Annotated in this window: 20 protein-coding genes; 10 read left to right on the forward strand and 10 right to left on the reverse strand. The window is 71.1% G+C overall.

Features of this window, described 5'->3' with window-relative positions; all coding sequences use genetic code 11:
• Positions 1-6: 6 nt before the first annotated feature.
• Together QSK36_RS39420 and QSK36_RS39425 are read right to left on the reverse strand one after the other, a co-directional pair.
• Positions 7-1,194 (reverse strand): glycosyltransferase family 4 protein, encoded by a 1,188-nt coding sequence (locus QSK36_RS39420; RefSeq protein WP_285785922.1) that lies wholly within the window; start codon positions 1,192-1,194, stop codon positions 7-9.
• Positions 1,191-1,643, reverse strand: coding sequence for a hypothetical protein (locus QSK36_RS39425; protein ID WP_285785923.1), 453 nt, complete (start codon positions 1,641-1,643; stop codon positions 1,191-1,193). The genes QSK36_RS39420 and QSK36_RS39425 overlap by 4 nt, the downstream gene beginning before the upstream one ends.
• Before the next feature lie 102 nt (positions 1,644-1,745).
• Between QSK36_RS39425 and QSK36_RS39430 the strand changes: the two genes are divergently transcribed.
• From QSK36_RS39430 to argG, 5 genes are all read left to right on the forward strand, one after another.
• Positions 1,746-2,120 carry a BlaI/MecI/CopY family transcriptional regulator gene (locus QSK36_RS39430; RefSeq protein ID WP_285785924.1) on the forward strand — a complete coding sequence of 125 codons (375 nt, stop codon included), beginning with the start codon at positions 1,746-1,748 and terminating at the stop codon, positions 2,118-2,120.
• A 1-nt stretch (position 2,121) separates the two neighbouring features.
• Positions 2,122-3,177, forward strand: coding sequence for a M56 family metallopeptidase (locus QSK36_RS39435; RefSeq protein WP_285785925.1), 1,056 nt, complete (start codon positions 2,122-2,124; stop codon positions 3,175-3,177).
• A 13-nt stretch (positions 3,178-3,190) separates the two neighbouring features.
• A complete protein-coding gene (locus QSK36_RS39440; protein ID WP_285785926.1) occupies positions 3,191-3,844 on the forward strand; it encodes a phosphatase PAP2 family protein in 654 nt (217 codons plus the stop codon).
• A gap of 318 nt (positions 3,845-4,162) precedes the next feature.
• A complete protein-coding gene (locus QSK36_RS39445; RefSeq protein ID WP_285785927.1) occupies positions 4,163-5,248 on the forward strand; it encodes an ROK family protein in 1,086 nt (361 codons plus the stop codon).
• Between the two features lie 90 nt (positions 5,249-5,338).
• Positions 5,339-6,787, forward strand: a complete 1,449-nt coding sequence (gene argG, locus QSK36_RS39450; protein ID WP_183538185.1) for an argininosuccinate synthase — start codon at positions 5,339-5,341, stop codon at positions 6,785-6,787.
• A 199-nt stretch (positions 6,788-6,986) separates the two neighbouring features.
• Here the strand turns inward: argG and QSK36_RS39455 are convergent, their stop codons facing one another.
• Positions 6,987-7,235 (reverse strand): hypothetical protein, encoded by a 249-nt coding sequence (locus QSK36_RS39455; protein WP_285785928.1) that lies wholly within the window; start codon positions 7,233-7,235, stop codon positions 6,987-6,989.
• 54 nt (positions 7,236-7,289) lie between these two features.
• Here QSK36_RS39455 and QSK36_RS39460 point away from each other — a divergent pair, with 54 nt between their 5' ends.
• Complete coding sequence (locus tag QSK36_RS39460; RefSeq protein ID WP_285785929.1) at positions 7,290-7,970, forward strand: TetR/AcrR family transcriptional regulator; 681 nt, start codon at positions 7,290-7,292, stop codon at positions 7,968-7,970.
• A 20-nt stretch (positions 7,971-7,990) separates the two neighbouring features.
• Here the strand turns inward: QSK36_RS39460 and QSK36_RS39465 are convergent, their stop codons facing one another.
• Positions 7,991-8,887: an NAD(P)-dependent oxidoreductase gene (locus QSK36_RS39465; protein ID WP_285785930.1), complete on the reverse strand. Its 897-nt coding sequence runs from the start codon at positions 8,885-8,887 to the stop codon at positions 7,991-7,993.
• A gap of 50 nt (positions 8,888-8,937) precedes the next feature.
• On the opposite strand from QSK36_RS39465, the gene QSK36_RS39470 reads away from it, so the two are divergent.
• The 3 genes from QSK36_RS39470 to QSK36_RS39480 all read left to right on the forward strand — a co-directional run bounded on the left by QSK36_RS39470 (position 8,938) and on the right by QSK36_RS39480 (position 12,414).
• A complete protein-coding gene (locus QSK36_RS39470; RefSeq protein WP_285785931.1) occupies positions 8,938-9,333 on the forward strand; it encodes a winged helix-turn-helix transcriptional regulator in 396 nt (131 codons plus the stop codon).
• Positions 9,334-9,550: 217 nt separating this feature from the next.
• Positions 9,551-11,368 carry a glycoside hydrolase family 15 protein gene (locus tag QSK36_RS39475; RefSeq protein ID WP_285785932.1) on the forward strand — a complete coding sequence of 606 codons (1,818 nt, stop codon included), beginning with the start codon at positions 9,551-9,553 and terminating at the stop codon, positions 11,366-11,368.
• Positions 11,368-12,414 carry a glucose 1-dehydrogenase gene (locus tag QSK36_RS39480; protein ID WP_285785933.1) on the forward strand — a complete coding sequence of 349 codons (1,047 nt, stop codon included), beginning with the start codon at positions 11,368-11,370 and terminating at the stop codon, positions 12,412-12,414. Before QSK36_RS39475 ends, QSK36_RS39480 begins: the two co-directional genes overlap by 1 nt.
• A 12-nt stretch (positions 12,415-12,426) precedes the next feature.
• Here QSK36_RS39480 and QSK36_RS39485 read toward each other — a convergent pair whose 3' ends face one another.
• From QSK36_RS39485 to QSK36_RS39510, 6 genes are all read right to left on the reverse strand, one after another.
• Positions 12,427-12,969, reverse strand: coding sequence for a hypothetical protein (locus QSK36_RS39485; protein WP_285785934.1), 543 nt, complete (start codon positions 12,967-12,969; stop codon positions 12,427-12,429).
• Between the two features lie 28 nt (positions 12,970-12,997).
• Entirely contained in the window at positions 12,998-13,801 is an 804-nt protein-coding gene (locus tag QSK36_RS39490; RefSeq protein WP_285785935.1) for an STAS domain-containing protein, read from the reverse strand.
• On the reverse strand, positions 13,791-14,660 hold the full coding sequence (locus QSK36_RS39495; RefSeq protein ID WP_161628018.1) for an MEDS and STAS domain-containing protein: 870 nt from the start codon (positions 14,658-14,660) through the stop codon (positions 13,791-13,793). Before QSK36_RS39495 ends, QSK36_RS39490 begins: the two co-directional genes overlap by 11 nt.
• Before the next feature lie 103 nt (positions 14,661-14,763).
• Positions 14,764-15,777, reverse strand: a complete 1,014-nt coding sequence (cydB, locus tag QSK36_RS39500) for a cytochrome d ubiquinol oxidase subunit II (RefSeq protein ID WP_285785936.1) — start codon at positions 15,775-15,777, stop codon at positions 14,764-14,766.
• Positions 15,778-15,790: 13 nt separating this feature from the next.
• A complete protein-coding gene (locus QSK36_RS39505; RefSeq protein WP_285785937.1) occupies positions 15,791-17,065 on the reverse strand; it encodes a cytochrome ubiquinol oxidase subunit I in 1,275 nt (424 codons plus the stop codon).
• A 147-nt stretch (positions 17,066-17,212) separates the two neighbouring features.
• Positions 17,213-17,845 carry a TetR/AcrR family transcriptional regulator gene (locus tag QSK36_RS39510; RefSeq protein WP_285785938.1) on the reverse strand — a complete coding sequence of 211 codons (633 nt, stop codon included), beginning with the start codon at positions 17,843-17,845 and terminating at the stop codon, positions 17,213-17,215.
• Between the two features lie 94 nt (positions 17,846-17,939).
• Here QSK36_RS39510 and QSK36_RS39515 point away from each other — a divergent pair, with 94 nt between their 5' ends.
• A complete protein-coding gene (locus QSK36_RS39515) occupies positions 17,940-18,584 on the forward strand; it encodes an isochorismatase family protein (protein WP_285785939.1) in 645 nt (214 codons plus the stop codon).
• The last annotated feature ends 16 nt before the right edge of the window (positions 18,585-18,600 follow it).

Below are 18,600 nucleotides of genomic sequence, written 5' to 3' on the forward strand. Positions count from 1 at the left end.
CGGCGCCTACCCGGCTCTGGCCGCTCCTGTGCCGGTCGCCCGGCCCGGTGGGTGGTGCAGCTCGGCGAACAACCGTTCCCACGCCAGACGTATCCCGTCCATGTCGTACCGCATGACCGACGTCCTGGCCGCGTCGCCCAGCGCGTGCCGTAGCGACGGGTCGCCGATCAGCGCCTTCATGGCGGCGGCGAGCGCGCCGGCGTCTTCGGGAGGAACCAGCAGCCCGTCCCGGCCGTGGGTGACGATGTCCGCGGGCCCGTGGGGGCAGTCGAAGCTCACGACGGGCAGCCCGTGGGCCATCGCCTCGATGAGCACCATGCCGAAGCCCTCGTATCGCGAGCTGAGGACGAACATCGCCCCCTTGGCCAGTTCCTGTTCGAGCGTGGTCGTGCCGCCCATCAGGAAGGCGTGGTTGTAGAGATGCAGGCGGTGGATCAGACGCCGTAGGCTGCCGTGCTCCCTGCCGTCGCCGTGGATGCGCAGTCGCCAGTCGGGGTGTTCGGCGACGACCTCGGCGAACGCCTTGATCAGCAGGTCGAACCCCTTCTGGCGGGTGAGCCGCCCCGCGGCCACGATGATCCCGCCGTCGAGCGCGGCGGGAGCCCGTTCGGCGGGCGTCAGGCCGTTGGGGATGGTCGCAAGTCGGGTCCGCGCGCCGTCGAGCAGCGCCGCGTACTCGGCCAGGTCGGCGTCGGTGAGGCTGACCACGGCGTCCAGCCGCGGGTACCAGCGGGCGATCTCGGCGACGAGTTCGGGCTTGTGGGAGCGCAGATACATGTGTTCCTGGGCAACCCGTACGACATTCCGGGGGGTGTAGCGGGCGGAGAGCAGGTTGAGCGCTGGGCGGGTGGTGACCAGAACGCCGCCGTCGAGCGACCGCAGATATCTCACGATCTTCTGGTCGCTCAGCCGGTTGAAGGCGGCGTAGCGCACCTCGGAAGGAGGCACCAGCAGGCTCGGCCGGCGCCGGAGCCACTCGCGGACGGGATGCCGCCGGCCCGGGCCCCGCAGGTCCGCCAGGGAGCGCAGGCGGACCCGGGGATCGAGGGAGAACCTGGGCCGGTCCCTGGTCTGGAAGACGCTGACCAGTTCCACGTCGTGGTCGGCGGCGGCCATGACGTTGGCCTGGTTGATCACGGTGCGGATGGTGCCGCCGACCCCGTAGGCGTTCATGATGAGGTAGCGGAGCTTCATGCCTGGACCGGCCTGGAGATCAGCGACAGGTTCTGCATCACCGTGTAGTACGGCTTGACGCTGACGGCGCCCGTCCGGGCCTCGCCCGTCTGCGCTGGGAAGGTCATGACCGTCTTCTTGCCGGGGATGTCGTCCAGGTGGCGCCCCAGCCGAAGCGGCTCCGGATCGCCGGGCAGCCGGAGATGGAGGTCCCAGACCTGACGGCCGTCGATCCGGCGGGATGCCATGGTCGAGACGACCAGTTCGACAGCGAAGGCCGCCTGGAAACGGCCGCCGTCCACCGTCGCCGGGCAGCTCAGCACGAGATCGGGGCGGTCCCGGTTGGTGAGGGTGAGGATCGCGGTCGTCCGCGCCGGCGGAGTGGGAGCCGTGCCGACGATGCGGCCGATCACCAGGACTCTCCCGTCTCGCGGCCAGACCTGCTCCACCTCGGCGTGCCTTGATGTCATCGGCCCTGCTTCCTGTGCGTTCCGCTGTCGCGGGGTAGCCTCGACCTACTAGCTTGATAGTAACTACTACCGTGATAGTAATTCGTGCTCAGGGAGGTCGGGTTGACCGACACGGGACATGGCGACAGACGTCCGGCGGGCATGCTGGAAGACGAGGTGCTCGCGGTGTTGTGGTCGAAGACGGCGCCCGTGGGCCCGGCGGAGGTGCAGGCCGAGCTCGGCGGCTCCCTGGCGTACACCACGATCATGACCACGCTCGCGCGCCTGGAGCGCAAGGGCCTGGCCACCCGGCAGCGCTCGGGCCGAGGGTTCGTCTACGCCCCCGCGGTGGACGAGGCGTCGCACACCGCAGAGGCGATGAACGAGCTGCTCGCCCGCAGAAGCGACAGAGCGGCGGTGCTCGCCCAGTTCGTGTCACGGCTCAGCGCGGACGACGAGCAGGTCCTGCAGCGGTTGCTCCGGGAGATGGACGACTGACATGCGGATCATCGTCTACCTGCCGTTCGTCGTGTCGGCGCTGCTGGGTTTCGCGATTCCGCGATTCGGGCGCCGGCTCGCGCCGGCCACCGCCACCCGGCTCCTGGTCGCGGCCGGCGCGGCGTGCGCGGCCAGCTCGGTCCTCGCACTCGTCTTCCTGGCCAGCACCTACCTGGGTCAGGTGCCGCTGGTCGCGTCCTTCGGCGACTGGTCCGTGGGGCTGTTCGAGGCGCTCGACCCGGTGCCGCGGCCGGCCGCCCAGCTCGCGCTGCTGGCGCTCGCGGTCGTGGGGGCTCTGGCGGTCAGGACCGCGGCGCGGCAGGCTCTCGCGTTGCGGCGCGCGTCGCGGACCTGCCGCCGCGCGTCCGCCGCATCCGGCGGCCTGGTGGTCGTCGACGATCCGGTTCCGCACGCGTACGCGGTGCCAGGAGGCTTCGGCGCTCCCGGCCGTGTCGTGGTGACGACCGGGATTCTGCGTGCCCTCGGTGCGGAGGAGCGAAGGGTCCTGCTCGCCCACGAGCGCGCTCATCTCCGCCACCGCCATCACCTCTACCGGACGGCGGCCGCGGTGGTCGCCGCGCTGAACCCGCTGCTGGCGTCCCTGCCGAGGGCGGTGGAGTACACCACCGAGCGCTGGGCCGACGAGCGGGCGGCCGAGGAAGTGGGCGATCGGAGGGTCGCGGCCCGCGCCATCGTCAAGGCGGCGCTGGCCGGCGGGGAGCGTCAGCGGCGGGCGGGCCTCGACGCCCTCGCCTTCGGCCACGGCGACGTGCTCCCCCGGGTGAACCACCTGCTGACCGCGCCGCCGCGCCGCCGTCCCTTGACGGCGGCCGTGCTGATCGTGGCCGTGGCCGCCTGCCTCGTCGCGACCAACGAGTCCCGCGCCGACACGGAGTCCTTGTTCGAAGAGGCGGAGACTTCTCCGCCGGTCGTGCACGTGGTCGCCGGGGCGCACCATGCGGGCGCTGTGGAGGTGCCGGCTCTGCGCGGTGCGCCGCCTGGACGGGATGCCCGGCCGGGGTCGAAGCCGGGGCCGGACGTCCGTGCGTTCCGCTGATCGAAGGAGTTCCGTGATTCTCAGGCGCCTTCGCCTGTCCGCCCTGCTCGTCGTCGCCACCGGCGTGCTGGGAGCCGCCGCGAGGACCGCCACGGTGACGGGCGCGGACCTGAACGCCGACCTGGCGGTGAAGGCGCTGCGCGCGCCCGACCTGACCCGGGTCGCCGACATCCTCAACGTCGTCTTCGGACCGGTCGTGGGTGTCTTGATCATCGCGCTTCTCGCGGCCGTGCTCGCGCTTACGGGACGCGTGCGCGCGGCCGTGATGGCGACCTTGGTGGTCGCGGCCGGCTGGACCACCAGCGCGATCTTCAAGCAGATCGTCGCCCGGCCCCGGCCACCGGTCGCGGACCAGCTTCTGTTCGAGACCGGCCACGACAGCTTTCCCAGCGGGCATGTCGCGCTGACGCTGTCACTGGCGGTCGCCGTCGCCCTCCTCGCGGCCCGTACGCGCTGGTTCGCGCTCGTGGTGTGCGCCGGCGGCGTTCTGGTCCTGGCGCAGGCGTTCGCCCGCATGTACCTCGGGGTCCACTACCCCACCGACGTGGTCGGCTCCGTGCTGGCGACCACCGCGGGCACCTCGGCCGTCATCGCTCTGCGGAGCCCTATCGGCAGCGTCATCGACCGTTTCCCCGTCCTCTCCGGACGCGGTGAGGCCGGTTCGTAGACGCACCCGGCACAGCCCTTCCCTGTCTTCCGCAGGCCGCGGAGTTCGGCCGAGTTGTCAATGAAAGTTTCATTGCCGGGAGATCTCCGGACCCGACCGGACTTCCTCACAAATCCTTCTCCGATGAGTGGGCGCGGCGAAATTCCGGCCGACGCCGGACTACGCGCGGATGACGGATGAGGCACCACCCGGTGAGAAACTTGGGCGGTGGAGACTTCGGTGCCAGGGCGAGCCGAAACACGGCTCCAGGCCAAAATACTTACGCGATTGCGTGACGCCGGTCCGCTATCTCGCATTCAGCTGTCGGAACACTTCGAAGTGTCACGTACGACGATCGGGGCGGAACTCGGCCGGCTTACGGCGCTTCAACTCGTCGAGGAAATCGGGCCGGCCGCGTCTCGTGGAGGGCGCCGGTCGACCGTCATCGACCTCGCCGGCCGGGTCAGGTTCGTCGGCGTCGCGATCGGCGCGACCTCGGTGTCCGCCGCGGTCACCGACGGCAGGCTGCGCGTCCTCGCATTCGAACGCACCGAATGCGACGTACGCCAGGGTCCCGAGCCCGTGCTCGAACTCGCCATGGAACAGAGCCGCCGGCTGCTCCTGAAATCGGGAGTGGACCGGCCGATGGGAGCCGGCGTCGGCATGCCCGGCCCGGTGGACTTCTCACGCGGTATCCCGGTCTCGCCGCCGATCATGCCGGGGTGGGACGGTTATCCGGTCCGCGATGTCTTCGGCAGGCAGTTCGATTGTCCGGTCGTACTGGACAACGATGTCAATGTAATGGCCCTGGGCGAACAACACGCCGGTGCGGCCGGCACCGCCGAGAACTTCCTGTTCGTCAAGGTCGGCACGGGCATCGGCTGCGGAATCGTGGCCAGAGGTGAGCTCTATCGCGGCATGGACGGGTGCGCGGGAGATATCGGGCACATACCGGTCGCCGATTCCGGCGAGATCTGCGCCTGCGGCAACACGGGATGCCTGGAGGCGTCCTTCGGCGGCGACGCGCTGGCTCGCGACGCGCTCGCCGCGGCCCGAGCCGGGCGCTCGCCCCTGCTCGGGGAACTCCTCGCACGCGACGGCACGCTGACCGCCGCGCAGGTGGGCGAGGCGGTCGCCGCGGGTGACGCGACGTCCGTCCAGATGGTGCGCGACGGCGGACGGCGCGTGGGCGAGGTGCTCGCGGGCCTGGTGTCGTTCTTCAACCCGAGCCTCATCGTGCTGGGCGGTGGGCTCACGCTGCTGGGTCACGTCCTGCTCGCCGAGATCCGCGGCGCGATCTACCGCCGCTCACTGCCCCTCGCCACCAGGAATCTGCCGATCACGATGAGCGACCTCGGCCCGCAGGCCGGCGTCATCGGCGCGGCCAGGCTCGTGAGTGAGGAGGTCTACGGCTTCCCCCGGTGATCGGCGCTCGCGCCCGGCCGGTTCGCCGATGACGACATTCGTGCCACACGGGATTGCATGATCATGCATTCCGGTGTATATATTCTACTCGTGTCCAAGGTGCTCACTTCTCTGCCTGTCGGCGAGCGTGTCGGGATCGCCTTCTCCGGTGGCCTCGACACTTCGGTAGCGGTCGCGTGGATGCGGGAGAAGGGTGCAGTGCCGTGCACCTACACCGCCGAAATCGGCCAGTACGACGAACCTGACATCGCCTCGGTGCCGGGGCGTGCCACCGCGTACGGCGCGGAGATCTCCCGTCTGGTCGACTGCCGGGCGGCCCTGGTCGAGGAGGGGCTCGCGGCTCTCGCCTGCGGGGCGTTCCACATCAGGTCCGGCGGTCGCACATACTTCAACACCACCCCGCTCGGGCGAGCCGTCACCGGCACCCTGCTGGTGCGCGCGATGCTCGAGGACGGCGTGCAGATCTGGGGAGACGGCTCCACCTTCAAGGGCAACGACATCGAGCGGTTCTACCGCTACGGTCTGCTCGCCAACCCCTCCCTGCGGATCTACAAGCCGTGGCTGGACGCCGACTTCGTCAACGAGCTCGGCGGGCGCAAGGAGATGTCCGAGTGGCTGCTCGCCCACGGGCTGCCCTATCGGGACAGCGTGGAGAAGGCCTACTCCACCGACGCGAACATCTGGGGCGCGACGCACGAGGCCAAGTCTCTTGAGCACCTCGACACGGGCATCGAGATCGTCGATCCCATCATGGGCGTGCGTTTCTGGGACCCCGCCGTCGAGATCGCCACCGAGGACGTCACGATCGGCTTCGAGCAGGGACGTCCGGTGACGATCAACGGCAAGGAGTTCCCCTCCGCCGTCGATCTGGTGCTGGAGGCCAACGCCATCGGCGGCCGGCACGGCCTGGGCATGTCCGACCAGATCGAGAACCGGATCATCGAGGCCAAGAGTCGGGGCATCTACGAGGCGCCGGGCATGGCGCTGCTGCACGCGGCCTACGAGCGGCTGGTCAACGCGATCCACAACGAGGACACCCTCGCCAGCTACCACATCGAGGGGCGGCGGCTGGGCCGGCTGCTCTACGAGGGCCGCTGGCTGGACCCGCAGGCGCTGATGCTGCGCGAGTCGCTGCAGCGCTGGGTCGGCATGGCGGTGACCGGGCAGGTGACCCTGCGGTTGCGGCGCGGTGAGGACTACTCCGTGCTGGACACGTCCGGACCGGCTTTCAGCTACCACCCGGACAAGCTCTCCATGGAGCGCACCGAGGACTCCGCCTTCGGCCCGGTGGACCGCATCGGGCAGCTGACGATGCGCAACCTCGACATCGCCGACTCTCGCGCCAAGCTGGAGCAGTACGCCAGGCTCGGCATGGTCGGCAGCCAGCAGCCGGCGCTGATCGGAGCCGCCCAGGCGGCCTCGACCGGGCTGATCGGCGCGATGCCCGAGGGTGGGGCCGAGGCGATCGCCTCTCGCGGCGAGGTCTCCACCGAGGAGGAGCTCCTCGACCAGGCCGCCATGGAGCTCGGCACCGACTGACAACCGCGACCGGAGCGCCCGCTGTGCCGGGCGCCCCGGCACGCGCAGCAGACACACCTCCCGACCACGACAGCAGGACGGCGCTTTCCGAGTGCCGATCGCAGTCGGGAGGGCACGCGTGGGCCGGGACTCCGCCTTCCGCGTCATGCTCAGGGCGGTACGGCGTGACGGCCGGGTCACGTGACGGCAGGAAGCCGGGTCAGGCGACTGCTCGCGCGCCGGCCTGACGCGGGCCGAGCAGGTTCCGCGCCCAGCCGGCCGCCGCGGCGGCCGGCCACAGCCGGGAGGCCATGTTCCGCGCGGTGATGCCGGCGCGTGTGGCGGGAACCATCAGCGTGGCGGCCGCGGCCACGTTGGCCTGCTTGGGGTCGACCAGTGCCCGGTGTGCGGCCTCGTAGCGGGAAAAGCCTCCGTCGAGGCCGGCGGGTCGCGGTGGTCGCCGCGGCACGCAGGGCCTTCATCACGCCCATGCGTTCGGCCACCTCTACCGCCGCGCCGCCGGATGGAACGACTCCGTGACCCTCGTGAGCGGGCCGAACGCGCCACCCGCATCCTCGACGTGGCCGCCGGCCTGCTGCTGCGCCACGGCTACCGCCGGGTGACCATCGACGACGTGGCCGCCGGGGCCGGTATCGGCAAGGGCACCGTCTACCTGCACTGGAAGACCCGTGAGCAGTTGTTCGGCGCGGTCTTCACCCGCGAGGTCTGCTTCGCCATCGACGAGCTGCGGCAGGCTATTGAGGAGGAGCCGCGGACGTGCCTGCTCCACCGTTTCGCCCGTGCCTACCTCCTGGCGATCGTCCGGCGCCCGCTGCTGCGCGGGTTCCTGCTGGCGGACGCGGAGCTGGTGGGCAAGCTGACCACCGGCCTCGACGACCGGCACGCCACGATGGCCCGGAGGTACTTCGAGCTGCTGGCCGAGCACGGCGTGCTCCGTGACGACACCGACCTCGACGAGGTCGCCTTCGCCTACCAGGCCACGTTCGAGGGGTTCCTCCGGGCCACCGACGACGCCTGGGAGCAGCGAGCCGACCTGCTCGCCCGCACCGTGAGACGCGCCTTCGAGCGCGACGCGGAACCGCACGATGCCGAGCTCGGCGAACTGGCGGCTGCGACCGCGGCCGTGCTCACCGCTCTGGTCGAGGCCGATCTCGCGGACTGCGGTGTCACGAAGGACGCCTGACCGGCGGCGATCTCGTCAGGTCAACCGTGGGTGCGGGGAGTGAGGAGCTCGGTGATCCGGATGAACCCGTCGGCGCCGTGGCCCTGTGCGATGACGCGGCGAACCCAGCCCTCGGCTGCGCGCATCACACTGGCGTCGATGCCGTGGGCCTCGGAGGTGTGGACGATGTGGGCCATGGACGAGGCCGCCGAGGTGATCGGGTTGCCCTCGCCCGAGAATCCGCCGCTGTCCACTTCCGCCGCCGCCTCCTCGAAGATGGGCGGCAGGATCGCGCCGATGCCCTTGGCGAACGGCGCCAGCTCCCGCGCGGTCACCCCCTCGGCCCGCGCCACCGCCAGCGCGTGCGCGTAGCCCGCCATCGCGGTCCAGAAGACGTCGAGCAACGCGATGTCGTAGGCCGCCGCCCGGCCGATCTCCTCGCCGAGGTGGGTGTGCGTGCCGCCGAGGGCGTCCAGCACCGGCCGGTGCCGCCGGTAGAGCTCCTCCGGGCCGCTGTGCAGGAACACCGCGGCGGGGGTGCCGATGGTGGCGGCCGGTGTCATGATGGCGCCGTCGAGATAGCCGATGCCGTGCTCGGCCGCCAAGGCCGCGGTGCTCCGGGCGCGGTCGGGCGTGTCGGCGGTCAGGTTCACGAGCGTGCGTCCCCGGAGCGCGCCGGCGACCGCGTCGCGCCGCACGACGGCGTCCGCCGCGTCGTAGTTGACCACGCAGATCACGGTCAGCTCGCTCGCGGCGACCGCCGCTTCCGGCGTGGGGGCGCCGTACGCGCCCCGCTCGGCCAACTCTCGATCTCTGCCCGGTGTCCGGTTCCAGACCGTGGTCCGGACGCCGGCGTCCAGGAAGGCACCGGCCAGGGCCCGGCCCATCGGGCCCAGGCCGAGCACCGTGACGGCAGACTGTTGGGTGTGCCCGCTCATGTCTCAACTCCTTCGTGCATGACAGCGATTGCGCTGAACGGGATGGAAAAATGACGCGTAGCCGTGCCAGGGACCTGAACGTCTGCGGGGTCACCGCCGCGATCGCCGTGATCGACGGCAAGTGGAAGACGATCCTGCTCTGGCTCCTGGAAACCGCTCCGCGTCGTCCCGGCGAGCTGGTCCGGCGGCTGCCGGGCCTCACCGAGAAGGTGCTGACTCAGACGCTCCGGGAGATGGAGGCCGACGGGCTGGTGCGCCGTGAGGTGCACGACGGCCGTCCGTTGAAGACCGTGTACTCACTGACCGATTTCGGCCGTGAGCTGTCCGAGGCGCTGGCGCCGCTGTCCGACTGGGGACATCGCCGCCTGGAGAAGCTGGCCCAGGAGAAGCCGGCCCGGGAGACGCCGGTCGGGGATGCGCAGGCAGGGCCACTTTCGGTCTCCTGACACACCGCCGTCACCCCCCGTTCCCGCCTGGAATCCGGCGGCCTTCCGGCCGCCCGGAACCAAGCTTCACGCCGCTCAGGCCCGGCCGACAAGTACCCACAAAAAGGTGGGTAGGCCGCGGAGCTCGGACGACGGTTCTTTGCACTGTGCATACGTTCTCTTTGCTCGGGTAGCGCGGTCCTTGTTCGCGAGATCGACCACCGGAGGGGGAGGCGCGGTGGCATTGCGGATCGAGGACTACGGGCTGCTCGGCGACCTGCACACGGCCGCGTTGGTGGGGCGCGACGGGTCGATCGACTGGTTGTGCCTGCCCCGGTTCGACGCCCCCGCGTGTTTCGCCGCCCTGCTGGGCGACGAGCGGGCGGGGTTCTGGCGCCTCGCCCCCGCGGCCGGTGGGCTCTGCACGCGCCGCCGCTACCGCGGCGACTCCCTCGTCCTGGAGACGGAGTGGGACACCCCCGAGGGATCCGTACGCGTGATCGACGCGATGCCGCCACGCGGTGAGGCGGCCGACGTGGTGCGCGTCGTGGAAGGCGTCAGCGGACGGGTGCCGATGCGGTCGGCGCTGCGGCTGCGGTTCGACTACGGGCACATCGTGCCCTGGGTGCGGCACCAGGACGGACGGCTCGCGGCGGTCGCCGGACCGGACGCCGCCTGGCTGAAGACACCGGTGCCGCTCCGCGGCGAGGACATGACCACCTACGCTGAATTCGAGGTGGTTGCCGGGCAGCGGGTGCCGTTCGTGCTGACCTATCGGCCCTCGCACGAGCGCATGCCGCGTCCGGTGGACGCGGAGAAGGCCCTCGCCGACACGGAGGCGGTCTGGACGTCGTGGATGCGCGGCTTCCGGTACGAGGGCCGGTGGGAGGAGGCCGTGCGCCGATCACTGGTCGTGCTGAAGGCGCTGACCTACGCGCCGACCGGCGGCATCGTGGCCGCGGTCACCACCTCGCTGCCGGAACAGCCGGGCGGGCCGCGCAACTGGGACTACCGGTTCTGCTGGCTGCGCGACGCGACGTTCACGCTGCAGGCGCTGCTGGGCACCGGCTTCGTCGCCGAGGCCAGGGCCTGGCGCGAGTGGCTGCTGCGGGCCGCGGCGGGAGACCCGGCCGACCTGCAGATCATGTACGGCATCGACGGCACCCGCCGCCTGCCGGAATACAGGCTCGACTGGCTGGGCGGCTACGAGGGCTCGGCTCCGGTGCGGGTGGGCAACGCGGCGTCCGGGCAGTTCCAGCTCGACGTGTGGGGCGAGGTCCTCGACGGGCTGCACCTGGCCAGGACGGCCGGCATCCACGCCGACGAGCAGGCGTGGGACCTGCAACGGGCGTTGCTGGACTTCCTGGAAGGCCACTGGGACGACCCGGACAACGGGCTGTGGGAGGTGCGCGGTGACCGCCGCCACTTCGTGCATTCCAAGGTCATGGCGTGGGCGGGCCTGGACCGCGCCGTGCAGGCCGTCGAACGCTTCGGCCTGGACGGGCCGGTGGACCGGTGGCGCGCCACCCGCGACAAGATCCACGCCGAGGTCTGCGACCGCGGTTACGACCCCGAGCGGGGTACGTTCACCCAGTTCTACGGCTCCAAGGGGCTGGACGCCGCCCTGCTGCTGATCCCCCGGGTGGGGTTCCTGCCCTGGGACGACCCGCGGGTGGCCGGCACCGTCGAGGCAGTGCGACGCGAGCTGTGCTCCGACGGGTTCCTGCTGCGTTACCAGCCGCAGGCCGACGGCAACGTGGACGGCCTTCCCGGCACCGAGGGGGCGTTCGTCACCTGCACGTTCTGGCTCACCGACGCCTTGTACGGCATCGGCCGCCACCGGGAGGCGTACGAGCTGTTCGAACGGCTGCTGAGCCTCCGTAACGACCTCGGCCTGCTGAGCGAGGAGTACGACCCCGTCACCGGGCGGCAGCTCGGCAACACCCCCCAGGCGTTCAGCCACGTCGGGCTCGTGAACGCCGCCCGCCACCTGTCCGGCACCCGGCCGGCGGAGCACGTCGCGCACGGCCGCGAACACGTTGGAGGTGAGCGCTGATGCGCGCTCTCACCGTCATTCCGCTGCAGAAGGACTCCCTGGCCGTCACGGAGGTCCCCGATCCCGAGCCGGGCGAGGGCGACCTGCTCGTCGAGGGTCTCGCCGTCGGCGTGTGCGGCACCGACAAGGAGATCGCCGCCGGGGAGTACGGCTGGGCCCCGCCCGGCCGCGACCGCCTGGTCATCGGTCACGAATCGCTGGGCAGGGTGCGGCAGGCGCCTTCCGGCAGCGGCTTCGCCCCGGGGGACCTGGTGGTCGGAGTGGTCCGGCGGCCCGACCCGGTGCCGTGCGGCGCCTGCGCGCACGGGCAGTTCGACATGTGCCGCAACGGCCGCTACACCGAGCGCGGCATCAAGGAGTTGGACGGGTACGCGAGCCAGAGCTGGGTGGTCGAGCCCGGCTACGCCGTCAGGCTCGACCCCGGACTGGCCGACGTCGGAATGCTCCTCGAACCCACCAGCGTCGTCGCCAAGGCCTGGGACGAGGTGGAGAAGGTCGGCGCCCGGGCCTGGTTCGCGCCGAAGACCGCGCTGGTCACCGGCGCCGGGCCGATCGGCCTGCTCGCGGCGTTGCTCGGCGTGCAGCGCGGGCTGGAGGTGCACGTCCTCGACCGGGTCACGGAGGGCCCCAAACCGGCCCTCGTGCGGGACCTCGGCGCGGTCTACCACTGCGAAGACGCCGGGGAGGTCGCCGCGAAGGTGCGCCCCGACGTGGTCATCGAGGCGACCGGCGCGGGACCGGTCATCTTCGCCGTGGCCGCGAACACCGCGCCGTACGGCATCGTCTGCCTCACCGGCGTCTCCTCGGCCGGGCGCCGGATCACGCTCGACGCGGGCAGCCTCAACCGCGACATCGTGCTGGAGAACGACGTGCTCATCGGCTCGGTCAACGCCAACCTCGCCCACTACGCCGCCGCGGCCGACGCCCTGGCCAAGGCCGATCTCGCCTGGCTGAACCGGCTGATCACCCGCAGGGTGCCGCTGGAGTCGTTCCGCGACGCCTTCACCGCCGGGCCGGAGGACGTCAAGGTCGTCGTCGAGCTGTGACGGCTCTCCGGTTCACGGCCAGAGGAGCAGCACGGCGGTGAGACCGAGGCTCAGCGCCACGAAGCCGGCCGTCCTGGGCTGCCGGGCGGCCTCCCGGCGAGAGGAGATCACCAGCACGGCGCCCACGGCGAGCGCGGCCAGGAGGTGCAGGCCGTACCAGACGGGGATCGGCACCCTGGACAGGAAGGTCCCGGACAGCAGGTCGTCGGCTGACCCGTAGCCGCCGAGTGCGGCGACCCCGGCCAGGCCCAGCACCAGGAGCGCGTACCGGTACCGGCCGAGCAGGGCCCAGACGACGGTCCCGAGGGCGAGCAGGATCTGGAGGCGGTGGTGCAATTGCCGTGCGAGCAGGCCGCCGCGTACGTCGAAGCTGATGTCGAGGATCGAGTGGTAGGCGGCGGACATCCGGACGCCCCGCAGCGGCTCGTAGATGCCGGTGTAGGCGACCGTCGCACCGCTCGGCACGTAGGAAAACGCCAAATAGCCACCGGTGAGCAGGACGAGCACGTAACAGTAGATCAGCATCTCGCCCATCAACTGTCTCGCCCGATCCATCGGCATATTTCAGCACATGCGCCCCGCTTCAGGAGGGCGGAAACAGGGGGGCCGCCTTGGCGGGTGTCTCGCGGGTCGTGAACGGAACCGGGCTGAGCGCGTCGAGGCGCTCGGCGAACTCGGCCGCGAGACCGGTCAGGACCAGCATCCCCGCCGCCGCCTCCGACACGCGTTGCTGCGCCACGATCAGGGCGGTGATGCCGGTGCTGTCCCAGTAGGTCACCGCGGAAAGGTCGATCACCAGCCCCGGCGCCGGTGTGCCGGAGACGAGCTCCCCGACCGCCGCGGTGATCTCGGGGGCCGCCTGCTCGTCGAGGGCACCGTCCAGCTCCAGAACGGTGTGCGACTCGAGACGGCGCAGCCGTGGAGTGGCGGACCGGCGCGACGCGGGCCCGGGGAGGGCGAAGTCGGCCGTGGCGAGGGTGCCGTCAGGGCCGGAGTCGATCGTGAACCGGTCCGACAGGTAGCGGGCGAGCCACAGCCCGTGCCCGTGCCTGACCGGCCATCCGGCGGCGTCGTGCCCGGACGAGCCGGGGTCGCCGACCTCGCAGCGCAGCACGCCGTCGAGCTGCCAGATCCTCGCCTGCCCGGTTCCCGAGCCGTGGAAGACCGCGTTGGTGGCGAGCTCGTGGACGGTGAGGACCAGGTCGACGGACCGTCCGTGGGGAAGCCCGGCGTGGACGGCGTGTGCCTGCAGCGTCTCCCGCAGGGGGTAGAGCGACCCGCGGTCGAACGAGTGGTCGAGGATCAGCACCGGCGTTTCGGCGTTCCGCTTCCCACCGCCGGAGTCCGAGGCGACGTGGGCGGCGTGGTTGGTTCCGTCATCGCTCATGCGCGGTCACCAGGCTGATCCCGGGAATGCCCTGAGCGCCGAGCAGCACGAACCGCGGCACGATGGCGGGGTTGCATCGCAGGACGACCGTACGGGCCGGGGCCAGGCTCCGTGCCACGTCGATGATCGTCCGGGTGCAGGAGAGGTCGATGAAGGACAGTTCGGCCATGTTGATCGTGACGGGGCCGTCCGTCCTGATCGCCTCGCTCAGCGCCATGGCCAGGGCGTCCTCGGCCGCCCGGTCGATCTGTCCCGCCATCCGGATGCCGGGTGGCGCGTACTGGCGGCAGATCCGCAGCAACGGGTCGTCGTGATAGGTGGCCGCGGCGACCGCCCGCGTGTGAAACGGGGAGACCGAGGCGAGGGTGACCGGGTCGAAGCGTTCCCGGTCGTACTGGCACAACACTGACACGCTGCTGTCCGACAGGATCGTCGCGATCTTCTCCTCGAAGGCGGGCAACTGCTCCACACCGTGGACCGGCCGCAGCGCCCAGCCCATGTCGAGGGCCACCCGAAGCCCCGAGTAGCCCTCGTGTGAGGTCAGCTCCATCTGGGAACTCAGCCACCCCATCGCGTGATCCACCGTGAAGACCTGCCCGGACAGCAGGCCCTCCTGAGAGGCGACGACGTCCATCCGGCCGCTCGCGGTGGCGGACTGCACGGCGATCCCGCGGCGGTTCAGCTCGGCCAGCGCTCCCTGCGGCTCCTCGCACAACCAGACGACGCGCAGCCCTCCCGCCAGCCCGTCCCGTACGAACGCCGCGGTGAGGTCGAGCAGTTCTTCCGGCTCACCGAAGGTCAGGCAGGCGTGATCGTTGATCGCCAAATCCGTGATCTGCACCTCAGCACTGACGGTCACCGCGCCACCACCCCCGGGCGGTCCCGGCCGCCCACCGTTTCATCGGGGTACCCATCCTAGTGACCGGCATTCGTCAAGAATCGGTCTCGGATGGAGGGAGGGCCTACAGGTACGTCGGCGTACGGCCGGCCCGGTCGCGGAACATCCACCAGTTCCAGACCTGGGAAAGGAGCATCAGCGGCACCATGACCGCGGCGAAGCCCGCCAGCAGCCGCAGGGTGCCCGCCTCCGCCATCGCCTCCGCCAGTCTCAGGCCGGTGCCGGGGGTGCTGGAGGAGACCAGTACGAAGGGGTGCAGGCCCGCGCCGAGGGCGACGACGGGCAGGGCGGCCGCGCACGAGGTCGCGGCGAAAGCACGGCCCGTGCGGCCCGAGCGCAGCAGAGCCGCCCCCGCGAGGAGCACGATCACCAAGGCCGCGCCGGCCACGAGGGCGGGCCACGGGTTGACGAGGGCGTGCCGTGCCGAGGAGAGGAAGCCGGTGACGAGGACGCCGGTCGCCGCCACGGCCGCCACGAGCAGGGCGCGACGGCCGGCCCCCGCCGCCCGGGCGCTCGGCTCGCCGTCGGTCCGCCACGCCAGGAAGGATGCCCCGTGCGCGAGGAACACCGCGGTGGTCGTGGCGCCGCACAGCAGCACGAAGGGGTGGAGGAGGTCGGCCGGTCCGAGCGAGAAGGTGTTCCGGGCGTCCAGCGGCACCCCGGCGAGGAGGCGGCCGGCCACGAGCCCCCACCCCACGGCGGGCACCAGCCCGCCCAGGAAGATCAACCCATCCCAGAGGCGGCGTGCCGAGGCGCCCCGGTGACGGCTGCGCAACTGTACGGCGGTGTTGCCGACGACGATCCCGGCCAGGATCGCCGCGAACAGGAAGTACATCCCGGACAGCAGCCGCCCTTCCAGGAAGGGGAAGGCGCCGAACAGCACCCCGGCCGCGGCCACCAGCCAGACCTCGTTGCCGAGGAAGAACGGGCCGAAGGCGTTGAGCAGCGCCCGCCGCTCGCGGTCGTCACGGCCGAGCCAGGGGGTGAGCATCTGCACGCCGTAGTCGAAACCGGCCAGGACGAAGTAGCCGGCGAGCAGCAGCCCGAGCAGGGCCGGCCACACGAGTTCGAGAGTCACGAGGGCTCCTCTTTCACAGGGCGAGCGACGCGGTGGCCCGCTCCGCCTGCCCGTCGCCGGGTGATCCGCCCAGGTCGGTGTCGGCCGGGCCGCGGCGGGCGTACCGGGCGATCAGCGCCACGTCGGCGACCGCCAGCGCGAGGAACACCCCGCAGAACAGGACCAGGGACGCCGTCATCGAGCCGACGGGCGACCGTGCGGCGGCCGTCGTGAGCTCGCCGTACACCGCCCACGGCTGGCGTCCCACCTCGCGCAGCAGCCAGCCGCCGAGCGCGGCGACGAAGGGCAGGGGAACCGCGACCAGCATCAGGTACGCCGCCGGGCGGAACCGGAGATACCAGTCCCGGTAGAGCAGGACGAGGGCCACGACGACCAGCAGGAAGATCAGATAGCCGACGCCCTGCATGACGTCGAAGGCGGTGGCGATCCAGGTGGGCGGCCGGTAGTCCCCCGCGCCGAACCGCTGCGCCAGTTGCGCCTGCACGTCCTCGACCCGCAGGGAGCCGACGTCGTCGACGTGGCCCCGCAGGGTCGCCGCCTTCATCGGCTGGGTGTCCACGAGCGTCGGGATCTGCACGAACCCGTAGTAGAGCGCCACGAACGCCGCGGGCGTGGCCACGAACAGGCCGAGCCGCAGTGACGTGCGGAAGAACTCCCGCTCCGCCGTGCGCCTGAGGAAGTGGTAGGAGCTGACCCCCGCCACGAACACCCCACCGGTCATCAGCGCGGCGGTGGCGGCGTGCACCAGCGCGTTGATCGCGTTGGGGTTGGTGAGCATGGCGCCGAAGTCGGTGAGGTAGGCGACGCCGCCGCGCACCTCGTGCCCCACCGGGTGCTGCAGGAAGCCGTTGGCCACCATGACCCAGTACGCCGAGGCGTACGCGGTGAGGGTGACCAGCCAGATCAGCGTGACGTGCACGGCCTTGGGCAGCTTCCCCCAGCCGAAGATCCACATGCCCAGGAAGGTGGACTCGGCGAAGAAGGCGACGATCGTCTCGAGTGCGAGCGGGGCGCCGAAGACGTTGCCGGCGTACTCGGCCAGCCCGCTCCACGCGAGCCCGAACTGGAACTCCATGACCAGGCCGGTGACGATGCCCAGCACGTAGTTCACGACGTAGATCTGGCCCCAGAACCGGGTCATGCGCTCCATGAGCGGTGCGCCGCCGAGGGCGTGCCAGGTGTGCATCACCGCGATCAGCGGGGCGAGGCCGAGGGTGAGCATCACGAACAGCCAGTGGAAGCCGGCCGTCGTCGCGAACTGCAGGCGCGCCAGCGTCTCGTCCGTCATCGACGTACGCCCGTCACCCTGCGAGGAGAAGCCGGGGGCGTGTGGTGGAGCGACAAATCAGCCCTTTCCTCGCAAAGTCCGCAAGAGTGGACGGATCATATCCTCACATCCATGTCTCGCGGCAGGTGATCGGGGACGCCGGCCCGATCAGGAGGATGAGCGGGCCGTTCCGGTGGAGCCGAACAGGATGCCGCCGAGCGTCATGGTGAGGTAGCGGGTCAGCTCGTCGGCCGGCATGGCCGCGATCGGACCGTCGGCCAGGACATACCGGCTGAACGTGACCCCGATGAGGTGCGCGCCGAGCAGGTCGACCCGCAGCGCGACGTCCGGGCCGGTGAGCACGGTGCGATAGGCGGAGATGCTCTCCTCACGCATGGCTCGCAGCAGTGCCTTGGCGGCTTCCTGGTCACCGGCGGCGCTGCGTACGAGGGCGATGAAGGGATCGGCGCTGTCGGCCGACTCCATGCGGGCGACGTAGGCGTGCGCGACTCGCCCGGCCAATCCCTCGGCGTCTCCCTGGACGCTGTCGGCGAGGTCCCGCGTCCCCGGCACGGCGGCGAGGAAGAGCTGCTCCTTGGACGAGAAGTGCATCACCACAAGCCCGTGGGTCACCCCGGCCCGCTGCGCGATCTCCCTGATGGTCGCCTTGGCGTACCCGCGCTCGGCGAAGACCGAGCGCGCCGCGGCGAGGATGGCGGCTCGTCGTGCCTCGGGGTCGCGCACCCGCTTCTTCGTGGGCGTGGGCTCCGCGGCGTTGGACTGTGACGCGTCAGACACCATGCCGCTTACTGTACACGTGGACAGTATCGGCGACGCGGGCGTACATTACTGACCACATGGTCATTAGAGACCTCGCACACCAGGAGTGATCGCGATGAACCTCGCCCCGCTTTCCCCCGACGACACCACCGTGGTCCTGGTCGACTACGCCGTCGGTTTCGCCACCCTGCTGCGCTCGCACGACCTGCGCGAGCACCTCGCCAACGTCGTCGGCCTCGCCAAGACCGCCACGTCGTACGGCAGCGGCCTCGTGGTGACCAACGGCGAGGCGTCCAAGCCCTCGGGCCCGCTCTATCCGGAACTGCTGGAGGTCATCGGGGACCGGCCGGTGATCGAGCGCACGACGGCGTTCAACTCCTTCCTCGACCCGGCCTTCGCCGAGGCGGTGCGCGCCACCGGCCGCCGCAGGCTGGTCATCGGCGGCATCGCCACCGACGGCTGCGTGCTGCAGACCGCACTGGGCGCGTTGCGCGAGGGCTACGAGGCGTATGTCGTGGTGGACGCCACGGCGAGCCTCAGCAGGGAGGCGCACGACGCGGCGGTGCAGCGGATGGCGATGTCCGGCGTCGTGCCGGTCACCTGGTGGTCGCTGGCCGCCGAGTTCCAGCTGGATCCGCGCTTCGCCGACGCGCCCTACCGCACCCGGTTGATGAGCGAGTTCCAGCCGGCCATGACGATGGCGGGCCGCACGTTCTTCGCCGGTGTGCACCAGGGGCGGCTCGCGCCCACGACGGCCTGACGCGGGGCCTGGAACG

The organism is Microbispora sp. NBRC 16548 (genome assembly GCF_030268985.1).
Lineage (GTDB): Bacteria > Actinomycetota > Actinomycetes > Streptosporangiales > Streptosporangiaceae > Microbispora > Microbispora catharanthi.